At 42.0% G+C, this 18,143-nt stretch carries 21 protein-coding genes; 16 read left to right on the top strand and 5 right to left on the bottom strand.

Annotated features, from left to right (window positions below; all coding sequences use genetic code 11):
• Positions 1-32: 32 nt before the first annotated feature.
• Positions 33-296 carry a DUF5062 family protein gene (locus ACYFDN_RS06230; RefSeq protein WP_016400603.1) on the bottom strand — a complete coding sequence of 88 codons (264 nt, stop codon included), beginning with the start codon at positions 294-296 and terminating at the stop codon, positions 33-35.
• A gap of 201 nt (positions 297-497) precedes the next feature.
• Between ACYFDN_RS06230 and ACYFDN_RS06225 the strand changes: the two genes are divergently transcribed.
• Positions 498-1,295: a hypothetical protein gene (locus ACYFDN_RS06225; RefSeq protein ID WP_483510385.1), complete on the top strand. Its 798-nt coding sequence runs from the start codon at positions 498-500 to the stop codon at positions 1,293-1,295.
• A gap of 109 nt (positions 1,296-1,404) precedes the next feature.
• On the opposite strand, the gene ACYFDN_RS06220 is transcribed toward ACYFDN_RS06225, so the two are convergent.
• On the bottom strand, positions 1,405-2,115 hold the full coding sequence (locus ACYFDN_RS06220) for a hypothetical protein (protein ID WP_483510383.1): 711 nt from the start codon (positions 2,113-2,115) through the stop codon (positions 1,405-1,407).
• Positions 2,116-2,402: 287 nt separating this feature from the next.
• On the opposite strand from ACYFDN_RS06220, the gene ACYFDN_RS06215 reads away from it, so the two are divergent.
• The 5 genes from ACYFDN_RS06215 to ACYFDN_RS06195 all read left to right on the top strand — a co-directional run bounded on the left by ACYFDN_RS06215 (position 2,403) and on the right by ACYFDN_RS06195 (position 8,075).
• Positions 2,403-4,652, top strand: a complete 2,250-nt coding sequence (locus tag ACYFDN_RS06215; RefSeq protein ID WP_483510381.1) for a peptidase U32 family protein — start codon at positions 2,403-2,405, stop codon at positions 4,650-4,652.
• Positions 4,653-4,981: 329 nt separating this feature from the next.
• Positions 4,982-6,316 (top strand): hypothetical protein, encoded by a 1,335-nt coding sequence (locus tag ACYFDN_RS06210; RefSeq protein ID WP_483510380.1) that lies wholly within the window; start codon positions 4,982-4,984, stop codon positions 6,314-6,316.
• A gap of 4 nt (positions 6,317-6,320) precedes the next feature.
• A complete protein-coding gene (locus ACYFDN_RS06205) occupies positions 6,321-6,785 on the top strand; it encodes a hypothetical protein (RefSeq protein ID WP_152782204.1) in 465 nt (154 codons plus the stop codon).
• A 75-nt stretch (positions 6,786-6,860) separates the two neighbouring features.
• Positions 6,861-7,322, top strand: coding sequence for a hypothetical protein (locus tag ACYFDN_RS06200; protein ID WP_483510379.1), 462 nt, complete (start codon positions 6,861-6,863; stop codon positions 7,320-7,322).
• Positions 7,323-7,391: 69 nt separating this feature from the next.
• On the top strand, positions 7,392-8,075 hold the full coding sequence (locus ACYFDN_RS06195) for a glutathione S-transferase (protein ID WP_483510378.1): 684 nt from the start codon (positions 7,392-7,394) through the stop codon (positions 8,073-8,075).
• 98 nt (positions 8,076-8,173) lie between these two features.
• On the opposite strand, the gene ACYFDN_RS06190 is transcribed toward ACYFDN_RS06195, so the two are convergent.
• The gene (locus ACYFDN_RS06190) at positions 8,174-8,506 is read right to left on the bottom strand and encodes a DUF2834 domain-containing protein (protein WP_483510377.1); all 333 of its coding nucleotides are present in this window, start codon (positions 8,504-8,506) and stop codon (positions 8,174-8,176) included.
• Positions 8,507-8,559: 53 nt separating this feature from the next.
• On the opposite strand from ACYFDN_RS06190, the gene ACYFDN_RS06185 reads away from it, so the two are divergent.
• Entirely contained in the window at positions 8,560-9,039 is a 480-nt protein-coding gene (locus ACYFDN_RS06185) for a MarR family transcriptional regulator (RefSeq protein ID WP_483510376.1), read from the top strand.
• On the opposite strand, the gene ACYFDN_RS06180 is transcribed toward ACYFDN_RS06185, so the two are convergent.
• Both ACYFDN_RS06180 and ACYFDN_RS06175 read right to left on the bottom strand, forming a co-directional pair.
• Positions 9,036-9,806 (bottom strand): DUF4344 domain-containing metallopeptidase, encoded by a 771-nt coding sequence (locus tag ACYFDN_RS06180; protein WP_249483640.1) that lies wholly within the window; start codon positions 9,804-9,806, stop codon positions 9,036-9,038. The two genes, ACYFDN_RS06185 and ACYFDN_RS06180, sit on opposite strands and share 4 nt — an antisense overlap.
• A 156-nt stretch (positions 9,807-9,962) precedes the next feature.
• Positions 9,963-10,253 carry a DUF1330 domain-containing protein gene (locus ACYFDN_RS06175; RefSeq protein WP_406608893.1) on the bottom strand — a complete coding sequence of 97 codons (291 nt, stop codon included), beginning with the start codon at positions 10,251-10,253 and terminating at the stop codon, positions 9,963-9,965.
• A gap of 324 nt (positions 10,254-10,577) precedes the next feature.
• Here ACYFDN_RS06175 and ACYFDN_RS06170 point away from each other — a divergent pair, with 324 nt between their 5' ends.
• The 9 genes from ACYFDN_RS06170 (at position 10,578) to ACYFDN_RS06130 (ending at position 18,142) form a co-directional block, all read left to right on the top strand.
• Positions 10,578-11,117: a TetR/AcrR family transcriptional regulator gene (locus ACYFDN_RS06170; RefSeq protein ID WP_483510374.1), complete on the top strand. Its 540-nt coding sequence runs from the start codon at positions 10,578-10,580 to the stop codon at positions 11,115-11,117.
• Between the two features lie 36 nt (positions 11,118-11,153).
• The gene (locus tag ACYFDN_RS06165; RefSeq protein ID WP_483510372.1) at positions 11,154-11,468 is read left to right on the top strand and encodes a cupin domain-containing protein; all 315 of its coding nucleotides are present in this window, start codon (positions 11,154-11,156) and stop codon (positions 11,466-11,468) included.
• 116 nt (positions 11,469-11,584) lie between these two features.
• Positions 11,585-11,950 carry a SpoIIAA family protein gene (locus ACYFDN_RS06160; protein WP_483510370.1) on the top strand — a complete coding sequence of 122 codons (366 nt, stop codon included), beginning with the start codon at positions 11,585-11,587 and terminating at the stop codon, positions 11,948-11,950.
• 86 nt (positions 11,951-12,036) lie between these two features.
• On the top strand, positions 12,037-12,462 hold the full coding sequence (locus ACYFDN_RS06155) for a hypothetical protein (RefSeq protein WP_472590683.1): 426 nt from the start codon (positions 12,037-12,039) through the stop codon (positions 12,460-12,462).
• A gap of 340 nt (positions 12,463-12,802) precedes the next feature.
• On the top strand, positions 12,803-13,879 hold the full coding sequence (locus tag ACYFDN_RS06150) for a GGDEF domain-containing protein (RefSeq protein WP_483510368.1): 1,077 nt from the start codon (positions 12,803-12,805) through the stop codon (positions 13,877-13,879).
• A 273-nt stretch (positions 13,880-14,152) separates the two neighbouring features.
• Positions 14,153-15,211, top strand: a complete 1,059-nt coding sequence (locus ACYFDN_RS06145) for a linear amide C-N hydrolase (protein ID WP_483510366.1) — start codon at positions 14,153-14,155, stop codon at positions 15,209-15,211.
• A 282-nt stretch (positions 15,212-15,493) separates the two neighbouring features.
• Complete coding sequence (locus ACYFDN_RS06140) at positions 15,494-16,126, top strand: GyrI-like domain-containing protein (protein ID WP_483510365.1); 633 nt, start codon at positions 15,494-15,496, stop codon at positions 16,124-16,126.
• A 176-nt stretch (positions 16,127-16,302) separates the two neighbouring features.
• Complete coding sequence (locus ACYFDN_RS06135) at positions 16,303-16,947, top strand: LysE family translocator (protein ID WP_483510364.1); 645 nt, start codon at positions 16,303-16,305, stop codon at positions 16,945-16,947.
• Positions 16,948-16,975: 28 nt separating this feature from the next.
• Positions 16,976-18,142 (top strand): MFS transporter, encoded by a 1,167-nt coding sequence (locus tag ACYFDN_RS06130; RefSeq protein WP_483510363.1) that lies wholly within the window; start codon positions 16,976-16,978, stop codon positions 18,140-18,142.
• Position 18,143 lies beyond the last annotated feature (1 nt).

Below are 18,143 nucleotides of genomic sequence, written 5' to 3'. Positions count from 1 at the left end.
TCGGTGCTGCTTTTTTGTGAATGATCTTATTGCTAACCATCTAACAATTCGTGGTCTTTAGGCAGTTGGTTGGCTAACCACAGTACCAGTTTGTGGCGCATTTCTGGGCCGGTGATTTTGTCTTTTGGTAACGGTGTTAATCGTTTGTCTTCGGCTAACAACATGTATAGCGCTTCTACTTTGTCTTTCTCTGAGATGCCAGGTGGAAACTTGGCAAAACCGCGTTGCAGTGCGTATACCTCACCAATTTGTAAGGCTTTTTTTAATAACTGCGCCTCATGTTTGTACTTTTTCACTCTTGGCCTCGCTGCTTAGCAATTTTTCTTCAACATACGGTAAAGCGCTGGCTATTAACAGTGCTTGGCTCACTAATTAATGTGAAAGCAAATAAATTCACCAATTTGGTGTATGGCATTTGCTGTGCTTTTCTTTTTTAATAGTTGGCTAGCTCAACCCATAGGGTTGGAGGGAGTGGTATTTAGAACAAGGAATTTATTTTGAGCCAGCAGTTACCCGTTACCGCCATTTTGTATGATGCCGTGTCTTTGCCTTTTCGTTATTTTCGAGATCTTCTTAATATTGGCGCTCCGCTGCTTTTTGTTATGTTTATTGCAGTGTTGTTTGCGTCACTTTCGTTAGAAGTTGGTGACAGTTACTTTAGTAATATTGGTATAGCTTTTTTGAGCATTGCTTATATAACTACAGCGCTGCAGGCCTTGGTTGGGGCTCACCGTTTGTTTCTTAACAAGCGACTGCCTAGCGAAGAGAGGGTGTTTAACTGGACAGGTAATGAGGTCCGGTTTGCAGGTTGGAGCTTGCTGTTAATAGTTTGTGTTGCTTTGGTATCTTTGCCGGTGGTTGGTATTAGTGGTGTACTTGTTGGCAGCATGGTTTTGGGAGAAAATTCACCTCAATTAGTCGCTCAAATTGTATCATTAGCGATTACCTTTCCGGTGTACTATTTTGTTGGGCGGTGGTCGTTAGTCCTTCCTGCAAGTGCTATTGGCATTAGGGGGAAGAGCTTATCCTGGGCATGGAACTTAAGTGATGGAAATGGTTGGCGTTTAGCCCTATTAATGGGGCTGCTTCCTACTAGCAGTAATATGCTTCTAAGCATAATTGCCGTTGAGGATAGCTGGCTATTTGCGATATTTTCAACAGCGGTATCTTTGTTAGTAGCTACTATCCAAGTGGGTGTTTTGTCACTTAGCTATAAGTTTGTAACCGACAATCAAGTTGATGAAGAGGAAGAAGACAAAGAAGACAAACCACAAATTGGCACGGTAGAACTATAACTAATAGACCCACAGTACTCGTTATAACAAAACGGGTGCTTTGCTATTAAACCAAAAGAAAGTGCTTGGAGCCTCTAATTGGCTGCAAGCACTAATCAATTGCCGTTCATTAATTCTTTTTCATCAGCTCAGCAAATCGCGTAGAAGCAAAGTTAAGTCCTGCGCTTCCACCTCCCAAAAGACCTCCGGTAATGAGTACGTCGGCAATTCGTATTAGGTGGCCGTGTATGCCGGATATTTCAGTTAGGTTCATCATTACATCGCTAAGAATGCTAAGCCCTAGTGAAGCCAGCACAATACCCGAGATAAACACAAAAAAGGTTACGTCTCGGTTGCAGGTTGATTGATGCCTAGCCAGCGAAAACTCATAGCTGTGTTTAATGCACAATAGCGCGGCGCGGTATTCATCGGCGGTATCTTCTGGTGGGATAAGCAAATCAACCATTTGTTTATCTAACACTTTTTGCGCGACTTGGATCTCTCGTTCAAACACCATTTTTAGCACGTTTAAGTGTTGGCTTTCATCGGATAGGGTTTCTTTTATTCTGGATATTCTTAAGGTCCAATCGGCTACTTTTCGATTACGGTAATTACTTACAAACACTGCAGCGGCTCGCTCTACCGCAACCACAATAAATAGGTACTTTAGGAAAATGTCGCTGCCTTTATCTGATAACTCGGGATTCACTACCAAAAAGTGAATGTCTTTGTAGCCCCAGTAGAACACAGCTATCAGGCTGGTAACAAAGATGATAACTGCCACCACTACTTGCCAGGTGCCCGTGGATTTTTTGCTAGGGTGTGAGTTGGTATTAGCCATAAGCTTTAGTCCTGATTGTTCGAGCAATCGGTCATTTGCTATTAAGCGCCCACTCTATGCTGTGGGGGCTATTTATAGTTTAGGTTGTTATTACAAATTTGTCGGGTGAAACAGCAAAGTGGCAGTTGCTGTTCTAGCCGTTGTTTAGCTGCCACTTGCCAAGTTGGCTTAATTGAGCAAGTACTGCTGGATGAGGTTAGTTAACTGTAGCAATAGTGTTCTGTTGCCGTTAAAATCCCGCGCAATTTAAGATTAGGCTGTTCGCCCAAGTAAAGTGAGTTTGAAACATGAGTAGAAAGATTGAATTACTTGCCCCCGGTGGTGATGTAGAAGCCATAAAGGCGGCGGTAATCGCTGGTGCCAATGCGGTGTATTGTGGTTTAGATACCTTTAATGCTCGTAACCGCGCCTCAAACCTTTCTTTTGATGATTTGAATGGCATTTTACGCTTGGCGCATAAGTATGATTGTGAAGTGTTTTTAACCCTAAACGTGGTCATTCTTGAACAAGAAATTCCTGCCATGGTTAAGTTGCTTAACAAACTGGTAAATACCAGCCTTAACGGGATTATTGTGCAAGACTTGGGCATGTTTAACTTAGTTAAGAAGCATTTCCCAAGCTTAGATATTCATGCTTCTACCCAGCTCACTACCCACAACGAAGGGCAGGTAGAGTTTTTGGCTAAGCTCGGCGCTTCTAGGCTTAACCTGTCACGCGAGTTAAATTTAGCTGAGATAAAAACGCTAACGGCTTTAGCACATAAACATGATGTATTAACCGAGGTGTTTGTACATGGCTCGTTATGTATCGCCTTTTCTGGTCAGTGTTATTCAAGCTCGGTAAGTGTGGGTAACTCAGGTAACCGCGGCCGTTGTAGCCAAGCATGTAGAGACGAATACGAAATCACGAATGCTGGTAATCGTTTCCCTCTTAACCTTAAAGACAATTCTGCTTATTTTGATTTGCCAGAGCTGGTGGATGCACAAGTAGACTCTCTAAAAATTGAGGGCCGTATTAAAGGTGCTCACTATGTTTACACCGTGGTGGATAGCTGGCGTAAACATATCGATAAGTTTGTTGAGACCGGAAAAATTCTAGCCGACGATTCAAACCTATACCGAGTATTTAACCGAGATTTCACCAACTCCTTCTTAAAGGGCAACCTTACCAAGGATATGTTTATCGATAATCCGCGTGATAACAGCGTGCAGCATGCAGTTCAAAAATATAACGCTATATCAGTGGTAGAAATTAAAGAAGCCAGAAAAGGCTTGCACGCAGAGCGCAACGAAATTGGTGATGAGCTGGCCGAAAAAGTTAAGTACTTGAGCATTGCCAAGCAGCCTTTAAAGGTTCAGTTTTCTGGTGAGTTTAATCAACCCTTGCGTTTAATTCTCACTGTTGGTGATAACGATAAAGTGTATCAATTGGCGACTGAAGAGTTGCTTAGCCAAGTCGGTAAACAATCTTTAGACCAAGCCCTGCTTGAGAAACGTTTTAAAAACTTCGCTAACCGAGATTACGATTACGCTGAGTTTGATTGCTCAGATTTAGCAGCCAACTTAAGTTTGCCGCTTAAACAAATTAGTGAGCTGAAAAACCAAGCTATATTGGCCTTAAACAATTCTGTGCCTCATGTGCCAGCGGTAGAGGTGCCTGCCTTGCCTAAGCATCCTCGCACAGAAGGTCGGCCAAGCATGTCGCTGCTTATTGCAGACGAAAAAGACTTACACCTATGTGATTTAACCGAATCAGATGTTTATTTTAAGCTGCCAGAAAGCTTTAAAACTGGCAATAATAAATACATTGATATTTTCTTGCGTAATCCGCGATTAATCCCGTGGTTTCCAGCGGTGTTAATTGGTAAAGATTATCTAGAAGCGGTGCGTTTACTGGAAGAAGTTCGCCCTGCACGTATTGTAAGTAACAATACCGGTGTGGCTTTTAAGGCTTACCAAATGGGCATTGAGTGGATAGCCGGACCATTCTTAAACACCACCAATTCACACGCTTTGGTCACTTTAAAAGAAGAGCTTAATTGTGCTGGTGCGTTTATTTCTAACGAAATTAATCGCATGCAAATTCGAAATATTACCAAGCCCGATAACTTCAAATTGCTCTACAGCATTTATCACCCTATTTTGATGATGACTAGCCGCCAGTGTTTCTTCCAACAAACCGTAGGCTGTAATAAGCCTGCGATTGAAGATGGCTGCATGCTTAAGTGTACTAAGGCTACCACTATTACTAATGTGAAAGGTGTGTCGTTTGCGGTCGACAAACAAAAGGGCGGCTACCCAAGCATTTACAACCACGAGCAATTCTTGAACTTCGAGATTGTGAATGATCTAGCAGGCCAGTTTGACGAGTTTTTTATCGACCTAACCAACATAGGCGCAGGCTCGAAAGCTGAGTTAGATAAAACGGTATTGGTCACTCAGTTTGAGGCATTTCTGCAAGGGGATGAGCAAGCGCAACAACAGCTCAGCAGTATGGTTACTGTGGCAACGAACGCCCAATACAGCCAAGGTTTGTAATCCTCTAACAAGCACTGCTGGTATTTTGCTAGCAGTGTTTTGACGACTATTTAATCAGTGTTGCTTAGTAGGGTGTTACCTTGCTAAAAGGCACTACTTCCGTTGTTTTTAAGTATTTGGTTCGCTTAGCGTCACGCTCATATACGTGCGCTGTTTGATGATTATTTACGCGCTAAGTATGCTGTACGCCCTCTCAATATTGACTCATCCCTCATTAGCCTGATAGCATCGCCACTTTATTGATTTTAAAGTTAATACCTAGCAACTAAAACAGGCAAGGAACCGCATGTTTAAGGCAGCAAACCAAGGCAGCGTAGAGCGAGGCAAGTATGCAAGCAAACGCTAATCCTATCGAGCAATCTAAGTTCAACCAAACACTGCTAGTAGACCCATTTGGCCAGTCTTATTTTTTCTTGCCTGCTCAAGCTAATACTCATGACGTACCTGCAGAGCAAGTTCAAAATAGTATTGAGAAATACAACATTGATGCCTTGTTACAAAACCATAGCGTCTCATGGGGCCAGCAATTTGATATTGATAGGCTCTATCAGCAAGTTTCTAATGACTACTTAGCACACCACAAATCTCGCCAAGATAAACTCAGCTGGTTAAGCCGCAGCATTATGAGCGGAGAGGTAAGTGTATTTAAGGGTGAAAACTTTGCGCCGTTGCCATCAACCGATGCCGAAGGTGGAATTCCAGTAGCAAGCGTGCCTGAAAAAGTTATTTCACGTGTTGTCGCTGCAAAAGAATCTTTAGGGCATGGTGGCAGGGTTTCTGCTAGTGCTCAACCAGAGAAATTAGAAGAGACTAGAAGTGCAAAACCTAAGACCTCACGCGATGGAAAGATAAAATCTTTTGCGCAAGCGGAAAAACGTTTGGCGAAGTCTCGAGAAGAGATCAAAGAACGTAAGGAAGCAGGTGAGCCAGCTTACAAACCAAAATACAGTGATGATGAGCTAGTAAAAATGGCGAATTCTGGAGCAACGGCTAATGATAGGTTCTTAGTTAGCATTCAGCCGAAGAATAGTGCTGACGACGCTAAACTAGCCTTTCAAAGAGATAGCGGGCTAGTTCCTACTTGGACGACTTCGTTTGACCAAATTGAAGCTGCCGATTCAGACCCCGAGTTAATTTATAAAGTACTTGGCAACGGTTCATGGTATGACCCCAAAAAAGATTATGTTATGCACATCATCGATCGAGGTGAGAACTTAGATCGGTTTGGTGGAAATACTGTTGTACCTACATGGGAGAATATGGGCGATGTTGTCACCAAGAATGTGGAAGGGCATGATAAAGATGTACTTATAAGTACTATGAATTCGGGCTATCAAGCTGAATATGCAGATAAAATGACAAGTTTTTGGGGTGTCGGAGGCAAGGAGTTCAATCCTAAACAAATAAATGAGTATGCTTCTAGTATGCCTCCTAACGAAGCAGATAAATTTTTAGCTAGGCATGAAGTTAGAACGGAAATAGGAGCTAACGCCGAGTTCAAAGGAAATGGTTTAACTGCTAACACCGCTGATGGAGGGGGGCAATACGGTGTTGTAGAAACCTTAAGTATAGAAAAAGACTTACCTCCTCTGACTGAGCTACAGACTTCCAAATCAGGTGGTTCTCCTATAGTGAGAACAGTCAATCTAATTCCAATTAAGTAAGTTTATGATGAAAAAAATACCAATATTAGACCCTCTGGATCTTCCTCTAAGCTCTAGGGTGTTATTTGAACTAGATTACCCTATGTTTGAAAATGAAAAGCACAAACTTATACAGTTTGAGGATTACATAGTTTACTGGTCAAAATATAAAAGTCTTTTCACCAAAGAAGACAAAATATCTCAATCAGAGTTTCCTTTAGAGTCAATAGCCTGGTTCACAAGAACAATAGAGAATAATTATTGGGGAAATAAAGGAGATCAAAGCACCAATTCGGAAAGTAGAATGTTTAGTGGTGAAAGTATAGGAATTAGCTCAATGATGCACTGCTGTTCAGAAAATCTATCTGGTTATAACTTTTGGAACAAGTCAAGGGTTGATCATGTATCAAATAGACCACCGCAAAGTTGGTTAATACCTCGATATATGCTTAAAGAAGGGCTTTTAGAGAAACTCAAGAGTATTACTTAAACATTTTGCTAAACGCTTTAAAATATAGGGATTTTATAAGTCTCATGCCGTCAGGGAATCAATGAGTAATTTTTAGTGAAAGAATTTCCTATTCTAAAGATTGATGATCTACCTAAACAAGCAAAAATATTATTTAGCGTTGATTACCCGATGTTTGAAGGTGATATTAATAATATTATTCTTCTTGATGAATACGTCATAATCTGGACAGAATACACAAGTAAACTTACAGGCAAACGAAAGGTATCACAGTTAGAGTTCCCTAAAGACGCCATACAATGGTTTGTGAATACGATTGAAAACAATTATTGGGGTAATGACGGAGACAAATCAAGCACCTCAGAAGAAGTAGTCATTAATAATGAGTCTATTGGTGTTAGTTCAATGGCACACTGTTGCGCTGAAAACCTCCCAGGATATAATTTTTGGAATAGGTCACGGAAAGATCATATTTCGAACCTCCCTCCTCAAGAATGGGATATACCTCGATATATGCTTAAAGAAGGGCTTTTAGAAAAGTTAAGGCGTATTACTTAAACATTTCGCCAAACGCCATAAAATGGGGGCCTTATAAGTTTCATACAGTCAGGGAGCTAATCCGCTAACGTGTCTACATTACCTATATTGTACTCTCTGCAAAACTGTCCTTATGCGATGAGGGCTCGATTGGCTATTTTGCTGGCTGGGCAAGCTGTGCATTTGCGGCCAATAGTGATGAAAAACAAGCCTGAAGAAATGCTAGCCTTGTCGCCAAAAGGAACGGTACCGGTATTGGTTTTAGCTGATACCCCCAACGCTGAAGCAACTCAATATCAGGTTATTGATGAGAGCCTAGATATTATGCTGTGGGCGCTAAGGCGTAACGACCCTAATGATTTATTGTATTCAGCGCGAGGCGATGCGCTAGATGAAATGCTGCAAATTATTGAGCATAACGATCAGCAATTTAAGCCGGATTTAGAGCGCTATAAAGACGCAAAACGCTACCATCATCAAGACCTAGAAGCATGCAGGCTAAAGTGTGAGCCTTTTGTGCAAGACTTGGAGCAACGTTTAACTAAACACAGGTTTCTAATGGGCGATAAAGCCAGCCTGCTCGATTACGCTTTACTGCCGTTTATTCGACAGTTTTCTAAGGTTAACCGGCAGCTTTACTTAAACGGCCCGTATACTCACTTACAAGCTTGGTTAAATCTGCATTTGCAAAGTCGCCTTTTTTCTAAAGCGATGTTTAAACATCCTCTATGGTTGGACACTCAGCAAGACATTGTATTTGGAGAGAGTTACTAGCTTATGGCCTTCACGTTGCCATTTGTAGTAGCTTTTTAGCTGTATTAATAGCTCCGGCAGATGCTAGAGCTATTTTTAATCGATTAACCCTTTTCTGGCTAAGCGATACCCTGAACAGCTGCAGCGGTTTGTTGATTTCTTATTTTAAAGTACAAGTACGCTGGTAAAGCACAGCTTAGACCTATAGATAAGTTGATCACAATAAACCAGTACGGCTTTGGACGATCTGCTTGCTTATCGCTAAACATGAACAACCAAAACACCAGTGAGCTAATCAGTAAATCAGCACTAAAGCCACCTGCAGCACCATTGGCAAAAAGGGCAGGAATAAATAGCCCTAAGTTAAAGCCATGCACCGTAATAAACTCAATAAAAAACACATAGGGCACAATGGCTCCTGCTATAGCTAAAAACAGATAGAGGTGTTTCATAATTGCTCCTTATGTATACTTGGTTGACATAAGCGTAGTGACTAGGGGTAATCATGTCAACAAGGTTGACACAAAAGAGCGTTGCGATGGTTGATAGCCACGCTTTGCAGCTGGTTATGGCAACTAGCAAAATTCAAGATTTAACAAGTAATTACTTATCTAAGGCTCTCTCTAACAAGGGCTACAGTTCAATTAGCCCTGCCACCTTAAGTTTTTTAAGTGCGTTAGATTGCGGGATTAATTTTGGTTCGGAAATCGCGAGAAATTTGGGTGTGAGTCGCCAGATGGTGGCTAAAACAGTAAAAGATCTAAGTAACAAGGGGTACTTGGAACAGCGAGAAGGAGTAGGTAAACAGAAGCAAATTTTGTTTACTCATCAAGGTGAGTTGTTAATGGCTGATGCGAGGTTGTTGTTGGCTGAATTGGACCAACATTTAGCGAATGCCATTGGCAAAGAGCTCTTAGGTGATTTGGTTAAAGGTTTTAGCCAATTAGAAGCGGTGCTTAGCACTAAGCTGACTAACCAGGCTTAAGGTTGTTTTAAGTAAGTGTGCCAGCTTTGGTTAGTTTGCTGGTACTGGTGAATGCAAAACTCTTGGCGCTCTGCCAAGTAGCTGGTGTCAATCTCGTTTAGCAGTTTTGGGTAGCGTTTAGGGTTAGAGCCATACACTAAACACAGGGTAGAAAAATAGCGTTGTAAATCAAAACTGTGTTCATTTATATACTCACTTAACTCGTAAAAATTGGGTTTATCTTCAGATTCAAACGCAAACATGTCGGCGGCACTAATTGCTACTTCGTCGCCCAGTTCAACGTAGTTGAGTAATACAATGGTGGCTAAATTGTCTGCTGCATCTTCCTCTTTGCCAAGGATTGGTATTTGCTGGTCGGTAATGTAAGCGTGGCCTAACTCATGTAACAGGGTGTGCAATAGAGTATCTATGGCCGCATCTTCTGCGCTTATGCCATAACGTTTTTGGTAATTGTTGTTGGCGAAAAACTCTAAGGTCTCTGCAACAAAGGCATAAGGAATGTAAATACCATGAGCGTCTGGGTCGTACAGTGGGCCATCATTAATGCCATATTCTAAAGTTACTGCTCGTCTAAAGTTGAACAGTTGTGCGACTAACTGACTAAAGTGCTGGTTTACATTACTGCGTTTTATAAGCGCACGGCTTTCTTTATCGGCTTGGCTTACCGCTGGTTGCATTACTATTTGAATGTTTGTTGCGTGTTGGTTTGCTAATGTCGGATAAGCAATAAGCCCCAATAAAATGGCAAGTATCTTAATAAGCTTCACTAACAGGCCTCTAGGTATTTAGCGACTGGTGCTTTTAGCTTAGCTGTTATTTGACTTGCTAGCTTTAGCTTGTGATGGCCTTATGTGAAGTTAAGTAAACCCAGAAATGATCCAGCAAATCTGGGTTTAAAATTGAAGCTTGGGCAAGGCTAAAGCTTACTCAGGTACCGCGTAAGTACTAATGTTCATAAACACCGCTTGTTCCCTAAGTGGCAAAAGCGCTTGATAATTAGGGCTGTCGTACCAGCTTTGCAAATTACTCATACTGGGAAACTTAATTACTCCCACAGCATCATGCTCATTTGCACCACTAAGGTTGCCAGAAAATTTCCCTTTTATTACCAGTTCACCTCCAAATTCGCCCAGTGTAGCGGCTGCTTGTTGTCCATATTGCGCAAATTTTTCTGGGTCTTTTACTTGGCTAGTTGCAACAAAAAATGCAGTCATGTCTCGGTCTTCCTTTTAGTTGGCTTGCATTAAATCAAGATGTAACAGGGCATGTTAACTGCGCCCAACAAGGTACAATATGTATTGTACACATATGTACAATTTAGTTTTATAAATCGTTTTTGTCCATATGTGCACAAAAATAAATCATAAATAATCGTTTTTATCTGAAGAGCAAAGCTTAGATGGCCAACTTCTGGAGCAGGGAATTAGCCAGCTAAGTACAATTATGCTAATTTGTACACATGTGAACATATTGAGCGGTATCAGAAGAACATGGGCAGAGCAGCGAAGTTTGATCGTTCAGCAGCAATAGAAGATTGCATGAATGAATTTTGGCTACATGGCTACGAGGCCTGTTCGGTTAAAGCCTTATCCGAAAAACTTGGCATAACGCGTTCCAGTTTTTATAACGCATTTGGTAGCCGCCAAGCGCTGTTTTTAGAAACCCTAGATTTATACGCCACCATTACCCCGGATCAAGTTTTAAACCAGCCAGAGCAACATACTAGTGTACTCGCGCTAATTAACGCATTTTTCGCAGATGTATGCCGTTTTAGAGCAAGCGATCCCGAAGCGCGTGGATGTTTGGTGATTAACTCGATCTCTGAGTTAGTGGCTGTAGACGAAGAGTTGGGTGAAAACCTAAGCACTATGGTGCACGCCAACATTGCCCGCTTCGAGCAGCTACTGCAACTAGCAGTGACTAAAGGAGAGCTAGAAGAACAGCAAACCAGAGATAAAGCTTTAGCGCTACAAAGTTTGCTAATGGGAATTAGCGTGTTGTCAAAAGTTGTTAGCAGTGAGGCGGAATTATTGGTGATAGTTAAACAAACGTTAACTGGGCTTGGCTTAGCTAAATGAACCAGCGATTTGGCTTAATTAAAAGGCGTAATAGTTATGGACAATCTATTTGCTAAGTTGCCTAGGGATAAGAGCCAAGAGCATTTTAGTGACTTATTGCAAGCCGATGGATTGAGGGTTGAGCGGATTGTTTCTTATGGACAAGCCTCACCTGAACAGGGTTGGTATGATCAAGAAGAAAATGAATGGGTAAGTGTTTTAGAAGGTTCGGCAGTTATAGAGTTTGATAACGGCCAGCGTGTTGTTTTAGGAATGGGTGATTACTTAAATATCCCTGCACATCAAAAGCATCGAGTAGCAGAAACAGCGGAAAATGTGGCGACTATTTGGTTGGTGATTTTCTACAAATAAACAACGAGCCTAAGCGCAATTTAGGCGTTTAAGAATACGATCTAGCGCAATATCAGTTTATCGGGTTTGGCATACAGTGGCGTTAATCATCTTAAGTTACCTTATGGAGCAACAACATGTTTAACGTAACAAAAGTGGCTGACAACCGTTTAGATATTGAATTCGGCGGGAAGCTGGATGCGGACGAAATGAAACTAGCCTTAGATGAACTTAGCAGCAAAGCACAAGGTATAGAGCAGGGGCTAATGCTTTACCGAATCGAAGACTTTGCATTACCTACCTTAAGTGCCTTAGCCGTAGAATTTGCACGTATTCCCGAGATGTTTAAAGTGATCCGTCAGTTTAAACGCGCCGCAGTGTTGTGCGACAAGCAATGGGTGCAAACCATTAGCGAGCTTGAAGGCAAGCTTATTCCAGGCTTAAGCATTAAAGCATTTGATATGGGTCAGGCTGACCAAGCCGAGCAGTGGCTAAACAGCTAATAGAACTCTTACAAAACTAAGCTACTCAATAGTTGGCTTTGCTGCTAGGGTGTAAATACATTCCTAGCAGCCAATAGGGTACTGGTATGCCACTTTCCTTACCTAACATTTCGCGAAGTTTTCTAGCCAGTTGCTTAGCTCTTAGCTTTTACTCCATTTCGGCCTTAGCTAACGATGTCACAATAGTGGCCGCAGAGTTTACTCAAGATGGCCAACGAACCTGGAAGGTTGATGTATCACTTTTGCATAGCGATACAGGTTGGGATCACTATGCCAATATGTGGCGAGTAGTGGATGTAAATGGCACGGTTTTGGGAGAGCGCGAATTATTACACCCCCATGTTAACGAGCAACCCTTTACTCGCAGCTTAAGCAAGGTGCCACATCCAGCTGTTGGTTCCATTGTTTATATCGAAGCGCGCGATAAAGTACATGGTTGGTCACCACAACGTTTTGAAGTTGATTTAAGCCAAGCACAACAAGGGCATTTGTTGGTGGAAATGCCTAAGTAATCGTTTTAAGCGACGCTTAAATTCGCTGCTTTAGTGCGTGTATTAGGGCTTTAATGGAATGAGTCGTTAAAGCCCAATAGTTGGATTATTGGCATAGTTAAATTTTAAGTGCTTGGCAGCAGCGTTAGCCATTAGCATTTTTGTCACTTAACGCTGCAAATATTTTCGCCTTTGCTTTAACTTGCTGTTAATTAAAAAATAATGAATTTTACTGACTTTTAGCTCTATTATTGCCGACGTTTGCAACTAAATCTTAATGTTAGAAAATGCGAATTTGAAACAATTTGTTACTAGTTTGTATGTTAGTCTGTACTTGGAAAGGGAAGTCTCAGATAACAATATGCAAATTAAAAAACTAATAAACTTAGGGGCCGAAGGGCACTCTTTTGCTGCCGTTAGCCGCATAAAGCTAACCAATATCATCGCCTTAATAACCACCGTTATATCTGGCTTATACTCACTCAACTATTGGCTACTGCTTGATAATAGCGGTGTTGCTTCAATTAATCTTGGTTTTACAGTGGCTTACTTTGCCACCTTAGCATTTATGCACCGGGGTCATGTATCTGGAGCTAAAACCTGGTTTTTCTCGGTGTTAATGGTGCATTTACTGGTTTGTACCAATGTGTATGTGACCAATCAAAGTGGTTTTCACTTGTACTATTTCTTGGTGCCTACTGGCGCATTTTTGCTGTTTGAGCTTCATCAGCGACGAGAGATGCTGGCATTAAGCGCTGCCTCGGTAGGTTTGTTCCTTTATTGCGAAAACACCCTTAATTTAAACCCGCTCATAGAGCTAGATGCTGCCACCAATCACTTGCTTTATCAGTCGGTGGTATTGGTGAATATGATTGAAGTGGTTTTTGTGCTGACCATTTTTGCGCGACAAATTGAAGCCAACGAAAAACAACTTACCTTACAAGCGTCGACCGATTCGCTAACCGGTTTGGCTAATCGCCATTGCTTCTTTGCTGAGGGTAACGAAATGCTCGAGCATGCCAACAAGTTGCACCAAACAATGAGCTTGGTCTTGCTCGATTTTGATTATTTTAAAAGCATTAATGATCGTCATGGTCATGTGGTTGGTGACTTGTGCTTAGTTGAAATAAGCAAAGAAATAAATGCGATTTGTCGTGAGCAAGACCTGTTTGCCCGTATTGGTGGCGAGGAGTTTGTTATTGCCATGCCTAAAACCAACTTAGAGCAAGCGCAACAAGTAGCCGAGCGAATGCGCGAGCGGGTGTCTAAACACATTATTCCTATCGTGGGTGAAGCTAACTTTACCTGCACCGCCAGCTTTGGAGTGGCAAGTAGCAGCGATGTGAAGTCATTAAAGACCTTGCTGCAACAAGCAGACAAAGCCCTGTATATGGCCAAGGAACAGGGGCGAAACTGCGTTCAGTTGTATAGTGCTTAAGCGTGTCGTTATTGTTTGACTCGTCGTTTTAGACAAGCTAAATCTGCTTGTTTATAACGATGATTTAGCTTGCCTAGCCTCTGGGCATGTTTACCCGCTGTTCTTTGTCTTATACCTCAATCACAAGCTGTTAGTTGACCTTAAAGGTGCTGATTAATTAGTTTAGTTTCGTCATGTTTTAATTGTCATCACTCGAACCGGAAAGCACTTTTATTTGTGCTTTTTTGTTCACTATTCGCCAAGGAGTGGGCAATTAATAACGAGAGAATGACTATGAAAAAATCGATGATTGCTTTAACCATTGCTGCGGTAACGTTTGGCGCTGCACAAACTGCTAATGCATGTTCTCGCATTACCTTAGATACTCCACACGGCGTTTCGCAAGTACGTACCCTAGATTGGGGTGTTCAGCTTGGAACGGTTGCTATTCTTCATCCAGTAGGTACAGAAGTAACAACTAAAGACGTACCTTCATATAAAACTGCGGCAACTTGGACAGTAAAGTACCCAACGCTCGCTTTAGAAGAGCGTGAAGTATTTGTTGATACAGTAGGAGAGGCAATTAATGCCGCGGGCTTATCTGCCTCTACCTTGTATTTATATGACTCAGCAGAGTTTATTAAAGACTATAAAGATAACGGCGCACCGGCGGTAAACTGGGGTGATGCTGCAAGCTTTATGGCTGAAAATTTCGCTACAGTAGAAGAAGCTGTGAAAGCATTTGAAGCCAAGCAATTCCAGTTTGCTTGGGTAGATGGCATTCATGGCGACCAGCACGGTTTACATATTTCGGTTCAAGACAAAAGCGGCGATATTGCGTTATTTGAGCTAAATAAAGGCGGGGAAATGCGCGTACACCGCGGTAGTGTGAATGATCAAATGCGGGTAATGGCTAATGCGCCACTACAGCAATATCATGAAGCAAACGCTCAAGCTGCAGGCGATATGAGCCTTACTGAAACTGGCCACAAAATTGGTTCTAGTATTTCATCGGCAGATCGTATGCTGCGTGGTTTGTATCACTCAGCAAATGTTGAATTTAAGCAAGATGCAAACTGGGCACAAACCGAAGGAAAGCTGCAGTCTACCTTTGACGCAGGCAACCTAGTACCACAAGACATTATTGATCCCGCTAACGGCGAAACTTACGCTACTTGGATTCAATATACTTACAACTTTGACAATGGCTCATTTAAAATGCGTAATTTAGATACCTACGCAGAAATTCGCATCGATTTAGCAGAAGCCTTTAGCGCAACAGAGGTTTCGTGTGCAAACTTGGTTGAGCAAGCAGAAACGCAATCTACAGCTGTATTTGGTAGCTGTGGTTAGTGATTAACCCAATCAATGAAGGCGGCTTTTAGTCGCCTTTTTTGTGGGCCGTGTCCAGAGTCCAGTATCCAGTGGAGAAACTTAAAGCATATGCGGTTTTTAGTGAAACGAATGTTGGAATGAAAGTAGATAGTTAATACAACACCGCTTAGGACAATGATGACTTAGTGTAAGCGTGATAATCTACTAGGGTCTATTGATCTTTGCTGATGGTTTTTGCAGCAATTTCAACACCAAAGATCAACAGACCCTAATCATTAGCTTGAAAATAAGAGTTCGCAGATGCAAGCCAAACATGAATGGAGAAAAAAGGAGAAGAGTTTCTATCTCCCGAAAAACAAACCAGAAACCCTTACCGTTCCTGAGTTTTCCTTTATAAGTATTCAAGGCGAGGGGAGCCCTGCAAGCAGTGCTTTTACCAAAAAGGTAGAGGCCTTATATACGCTCGCTTACACCATTAAAATGATGCCTAAAAAGATGGATAAGCCACCGCAAGGCTATTTTGATTTTACCGTTTATCCTTTAGAAGGTGTTTGGGATATTAACGAAAAAGCAAAAGCCAATTTTGATGGCACCATTAATAAAGATGAGCTGGTATATCGTTTAATGATCCGCCAGCCAGACTTTATAGACCAAGCGTTTTACCGCGATATGCTTGAGCTAGCAAAACAGAAAAAAACTAACCCTCTTTTTGAAGAACTTAGTTTTGAGCAAATAGAAGAAGGGAAAACGGTACAAATGCTTCATATAGGCCCGTTCGATGATGAGCCGCAAAGCTTTGAAAAAATGGAAGCCTTTGCCGTCGCCGAAGGGTTTGAGCGACTATCTAAAGTTCATCGAGAAATTTACCTGTCAGATCCTCGAAAAGTAACACCGGACAAGCTTAAAACCGTACTCAGGTTCCAAGTAAAATAACCCACAACAAACAATAGATTTACCCGTGTTTGAAGCAGCTTAAATTTGAGCATAGTTTGCCAAACTATGTTTTACTTTTATTGGTGTAAATAGTCTTTCTGCTTAGGGCTTGTACAAGCTCCATGCTAATCTGAGATCTTTCGCGCACAAAGCAAAACACTAATGGAGTAGTAGCAATGTTAGGTATTAACGAGTTCTGGCTATTTGTCGTTTCGGGTATTTTGCTGAATTTGATCCCAGGGCCAGACTCTTTGTATGTAATGGCGCGCAGTGCTAGCCAAGGTTTTAAAGCTGGCTCGGTGGCCGCGTTAGGCATTGGTGCGGGTACCTTTGTACATATAGCTGCGGCGGCGTTTGGTCTTTCTGCTATTTTAGCAAGTTCGGCTGCGGCTTTTACCGTGATAAAAGTTATTGGCTGTATCTATTTGTTGTATATGGGCTTTTCGATGGCTCTTACAAAAAACACCCCCAATGCTAGCTTGCACTTAAGCAACAATAAGGGCGCTGGAGCCAGCTATTCCAAAATATTTAGCCAGGGCTTTCTTACCAATAGCTTAAACCCTAAAGTGGCGTTGTTTTTCTTAGCATTTGTTCCCCAGTTTATCGACGCAGCCGAGCCAAACAAAGCCTTGGCATTTGTGGTGTTGGGTTTGGTGTTTAATCTTAACGCTATGATTTGGGGGCATATTTTAGCTTGGTTAAGTGCTTCTATTTCTCATCGCGTACAGGCAAGTGACAAAATTAAGTGTTGGTTAAATCGTGGTTTAGGCGGCTTATTTGCTGCCTTTGGTATTCGCTTAGCTTTTTCTGAACTGAGCTAAAGACCGGTTACTTTCATCAAGGATTATGATGCAGCGTTCTAAGAAACAACTTCTGTTAATGATGGCCTTTTTAATGCCGTTTAGCTTTTCTATTTGGATGGTATTGCTCAATAACTTTGCTATCGAAGTCGCCCAGTTTACTGGCCGTGAAATTGGCATTTTGCAAAGCTTGCGTGAGATCCCTGGCTTTTTAGCCTTTACTGCAATTTTTGTACTGTTAGTGCTTAAAGAGCAAACCTTTGCCTTGTTAAGTTTATTGGTATTAGCCATTGGCATTACTCTTACCGGATTTTTCCCTAGTGTATACGGCTTGTACTTTACTACGGTACTTATGTCGGTGGGCTTTCACTATTTCGAAACGGTGAATCAATCTTTAACTCTACAGTGGATCCCAAAAGATGAAACGCCAGCCTTTATGGGCAAAGCTCTAGCAGTGAAAGGTGCAGCAGCGGTTCTGGCCTATAGCTCTTTGTGGGCCTTGCTTGAGTACACCGAGTTTGAATATGTCTCGCTTTACGCCATGTTTGGCGGAGCAACCATAATCGCGGTGTTGTTTATAGCCTTAAGGTTTCCGCATTACACCGCAGAACACGAACAACACAAACGGCTAATACTGCGCCAGCGTTATTGGCTGTTTTATACCTTGGTATTTTTAAGCGGAGCGCGTAGGCAAATATTTGTGGTGTTTGCTGGTTTCTTGATGGTGGAGAAGTTTAACTATTCGGTGTCTGACATTGCTCTGCTTTATTTAGCCAACCAAGTGCTAAACATTTTGTTTGCTGGAAAAATTGGCCAATTGATTGGGCGTATTGGTGAACGTAGAGCGTTAATTATTGAGTACACAGGGCTAATTTTTGTATTTGCTGGATATGCTTTGGTGGACACCGCAGAGTGGGCAGCGGGCTTATATATTATCGATCATCTGTTTTTTGCTATGGCGATAGCGATAAAAAGTTACTTCCAAAAAATTGCCGATCCTGCCGACATTGCCAGCTCGGCGGGGGTTAGCTTTACCATTAACCATATTGCCGCGGTGGTATTGCCCGCGTTGTTGGGATTTGTTTGGCTGTATTCTTCATCCTTAGTATTTTGGATAGGGGCGGGCATTGCATTGGCTTCATTGGCCTTTTCGTTTTTGGTGCCACGTCATCCCGATCTGCATCAAGAAACGACTTGGACAGTTAACGCTCGTTAGT

Source organism: Agarivorans sp. D1326, from assembly GCF_056958115.1.
This window is presented reverse-complemented; position numbering and strand designations above follow the sequence as displayed.

Bases quoted from the DNA above. Each gene is read 5' to 3' on its own strand.
- ACYFDN_RS06220 (WP_483510383.1), bottom strand. From the start codon at position 2,115: ATGGCTAATACCAACTCACACCCTAGCAAAAAATCCACGGGCACCTGG.
- ACYFDN_RS06215 (WP_483510381.1), top strand. From the start codon at position 2,403: ATGAGTAGAAAGATTGAATTACTTGCCCCCGGTGGTGATGTAGAAGCC.
- ACYFDN_RS06210 (WP_483510380.1), top strand. From the start codon at position 4,982: ATGCAAGCAAACGCTAATCCTATCGAGCAATCTAAGTTCAACCAAACA.
- ACYFDN_RS06205 (WP_152782204.1), top strand. From the start codon at position 6,321: ATGATGAAAAAAATACCAATATTAGACCCTCTGGATCTTCCTCTAAGC.
- ACYFDN_RS06190 (WP_483510377.1), bottom strand. From the start codon at position 8,506: ATGAAACACCTCTATCTGTTTTTAGCTATAGCAGGAGCCATTGTGCCC.
- ACYFDN_RS06185 (WP_483510376.1), top strand. From the start codon at position 8,560: ATGTCAACAAGGTTGACACAAAAGAGCGTTGCGATGGTTGATAGCCAC.
- ACYFDN_RS06175 (WP_406608893.1), bottom strand. From the start codon at position 10,253: ATGACTGCATTTTTTGTTGCAACTAGCCAAGTAAAAGACCCAGAAAAA.
- ACYFDN_RS06170 (WP_483510374.1), top strand. From the start codon at position 10,578: ATGAATGAATTTTGGCTACATGGCTACGAGGCCTGTTCGGTTAAAGCC.
- ACYFDN_RS06165 (WP_483510372.1), top strand. From the start codon at position 11,154: ATGGACAATCTATTTGCTAAGTTGCCTAGGGATAAGAGCCAAGAGCAT.
- ACYFDN_RS06160 (WP_483510370.1), top strand. From the start codon at position 11,585: ATGTTTAACGTAACAAAAGTGGCTGACAACCGTTTAGATATTGAATTC.
- ACYFDN_RS06155 (WP_472590683.1), top strand. From the start codon at position 12,037: ATGCCACTTTCCTTACCTAACATTTCGCGAAGTTTTCTAGCCAGTTGC.
- ACYFDN_RS06150 (WP_483510368.1), top strand. From the start codon at position 12,803: ATGCAAATTAAAAAACTAATAAACTTAGGGGCCGAAGGGCACTCTTTT.
- ACYFDN_RS06145 (WP_483510366.1), top strand. From the start codon at position 14,153: ATGAAAAAATCGATGATTGCTTTAACCATTGCTGCGGTAACGTTTGGC.
- ACYFDN_RS06140 (WP_483510365.1), top strand. From the start codon at position 15,494: ATGCAAGCCAAACATGAATGGAGAAAAAAGGAGAAGAGTTTCTATCTC.
- ACYFDN_RS06135 (WP_483510364.1), top strand. From the start codon at position 16,303: ATGTTAGGTATTAACGAGTTCTGGCTATTTGTCGTTTCGGGTATTTTG.
- ACYFDN_RS06130 (WP_483510363.1), top strand. From the start codon at position 16,976: ATGCAGCGTTCTAAGAAACAACTTCTGTTAATGATGGCCTTTTTAATG.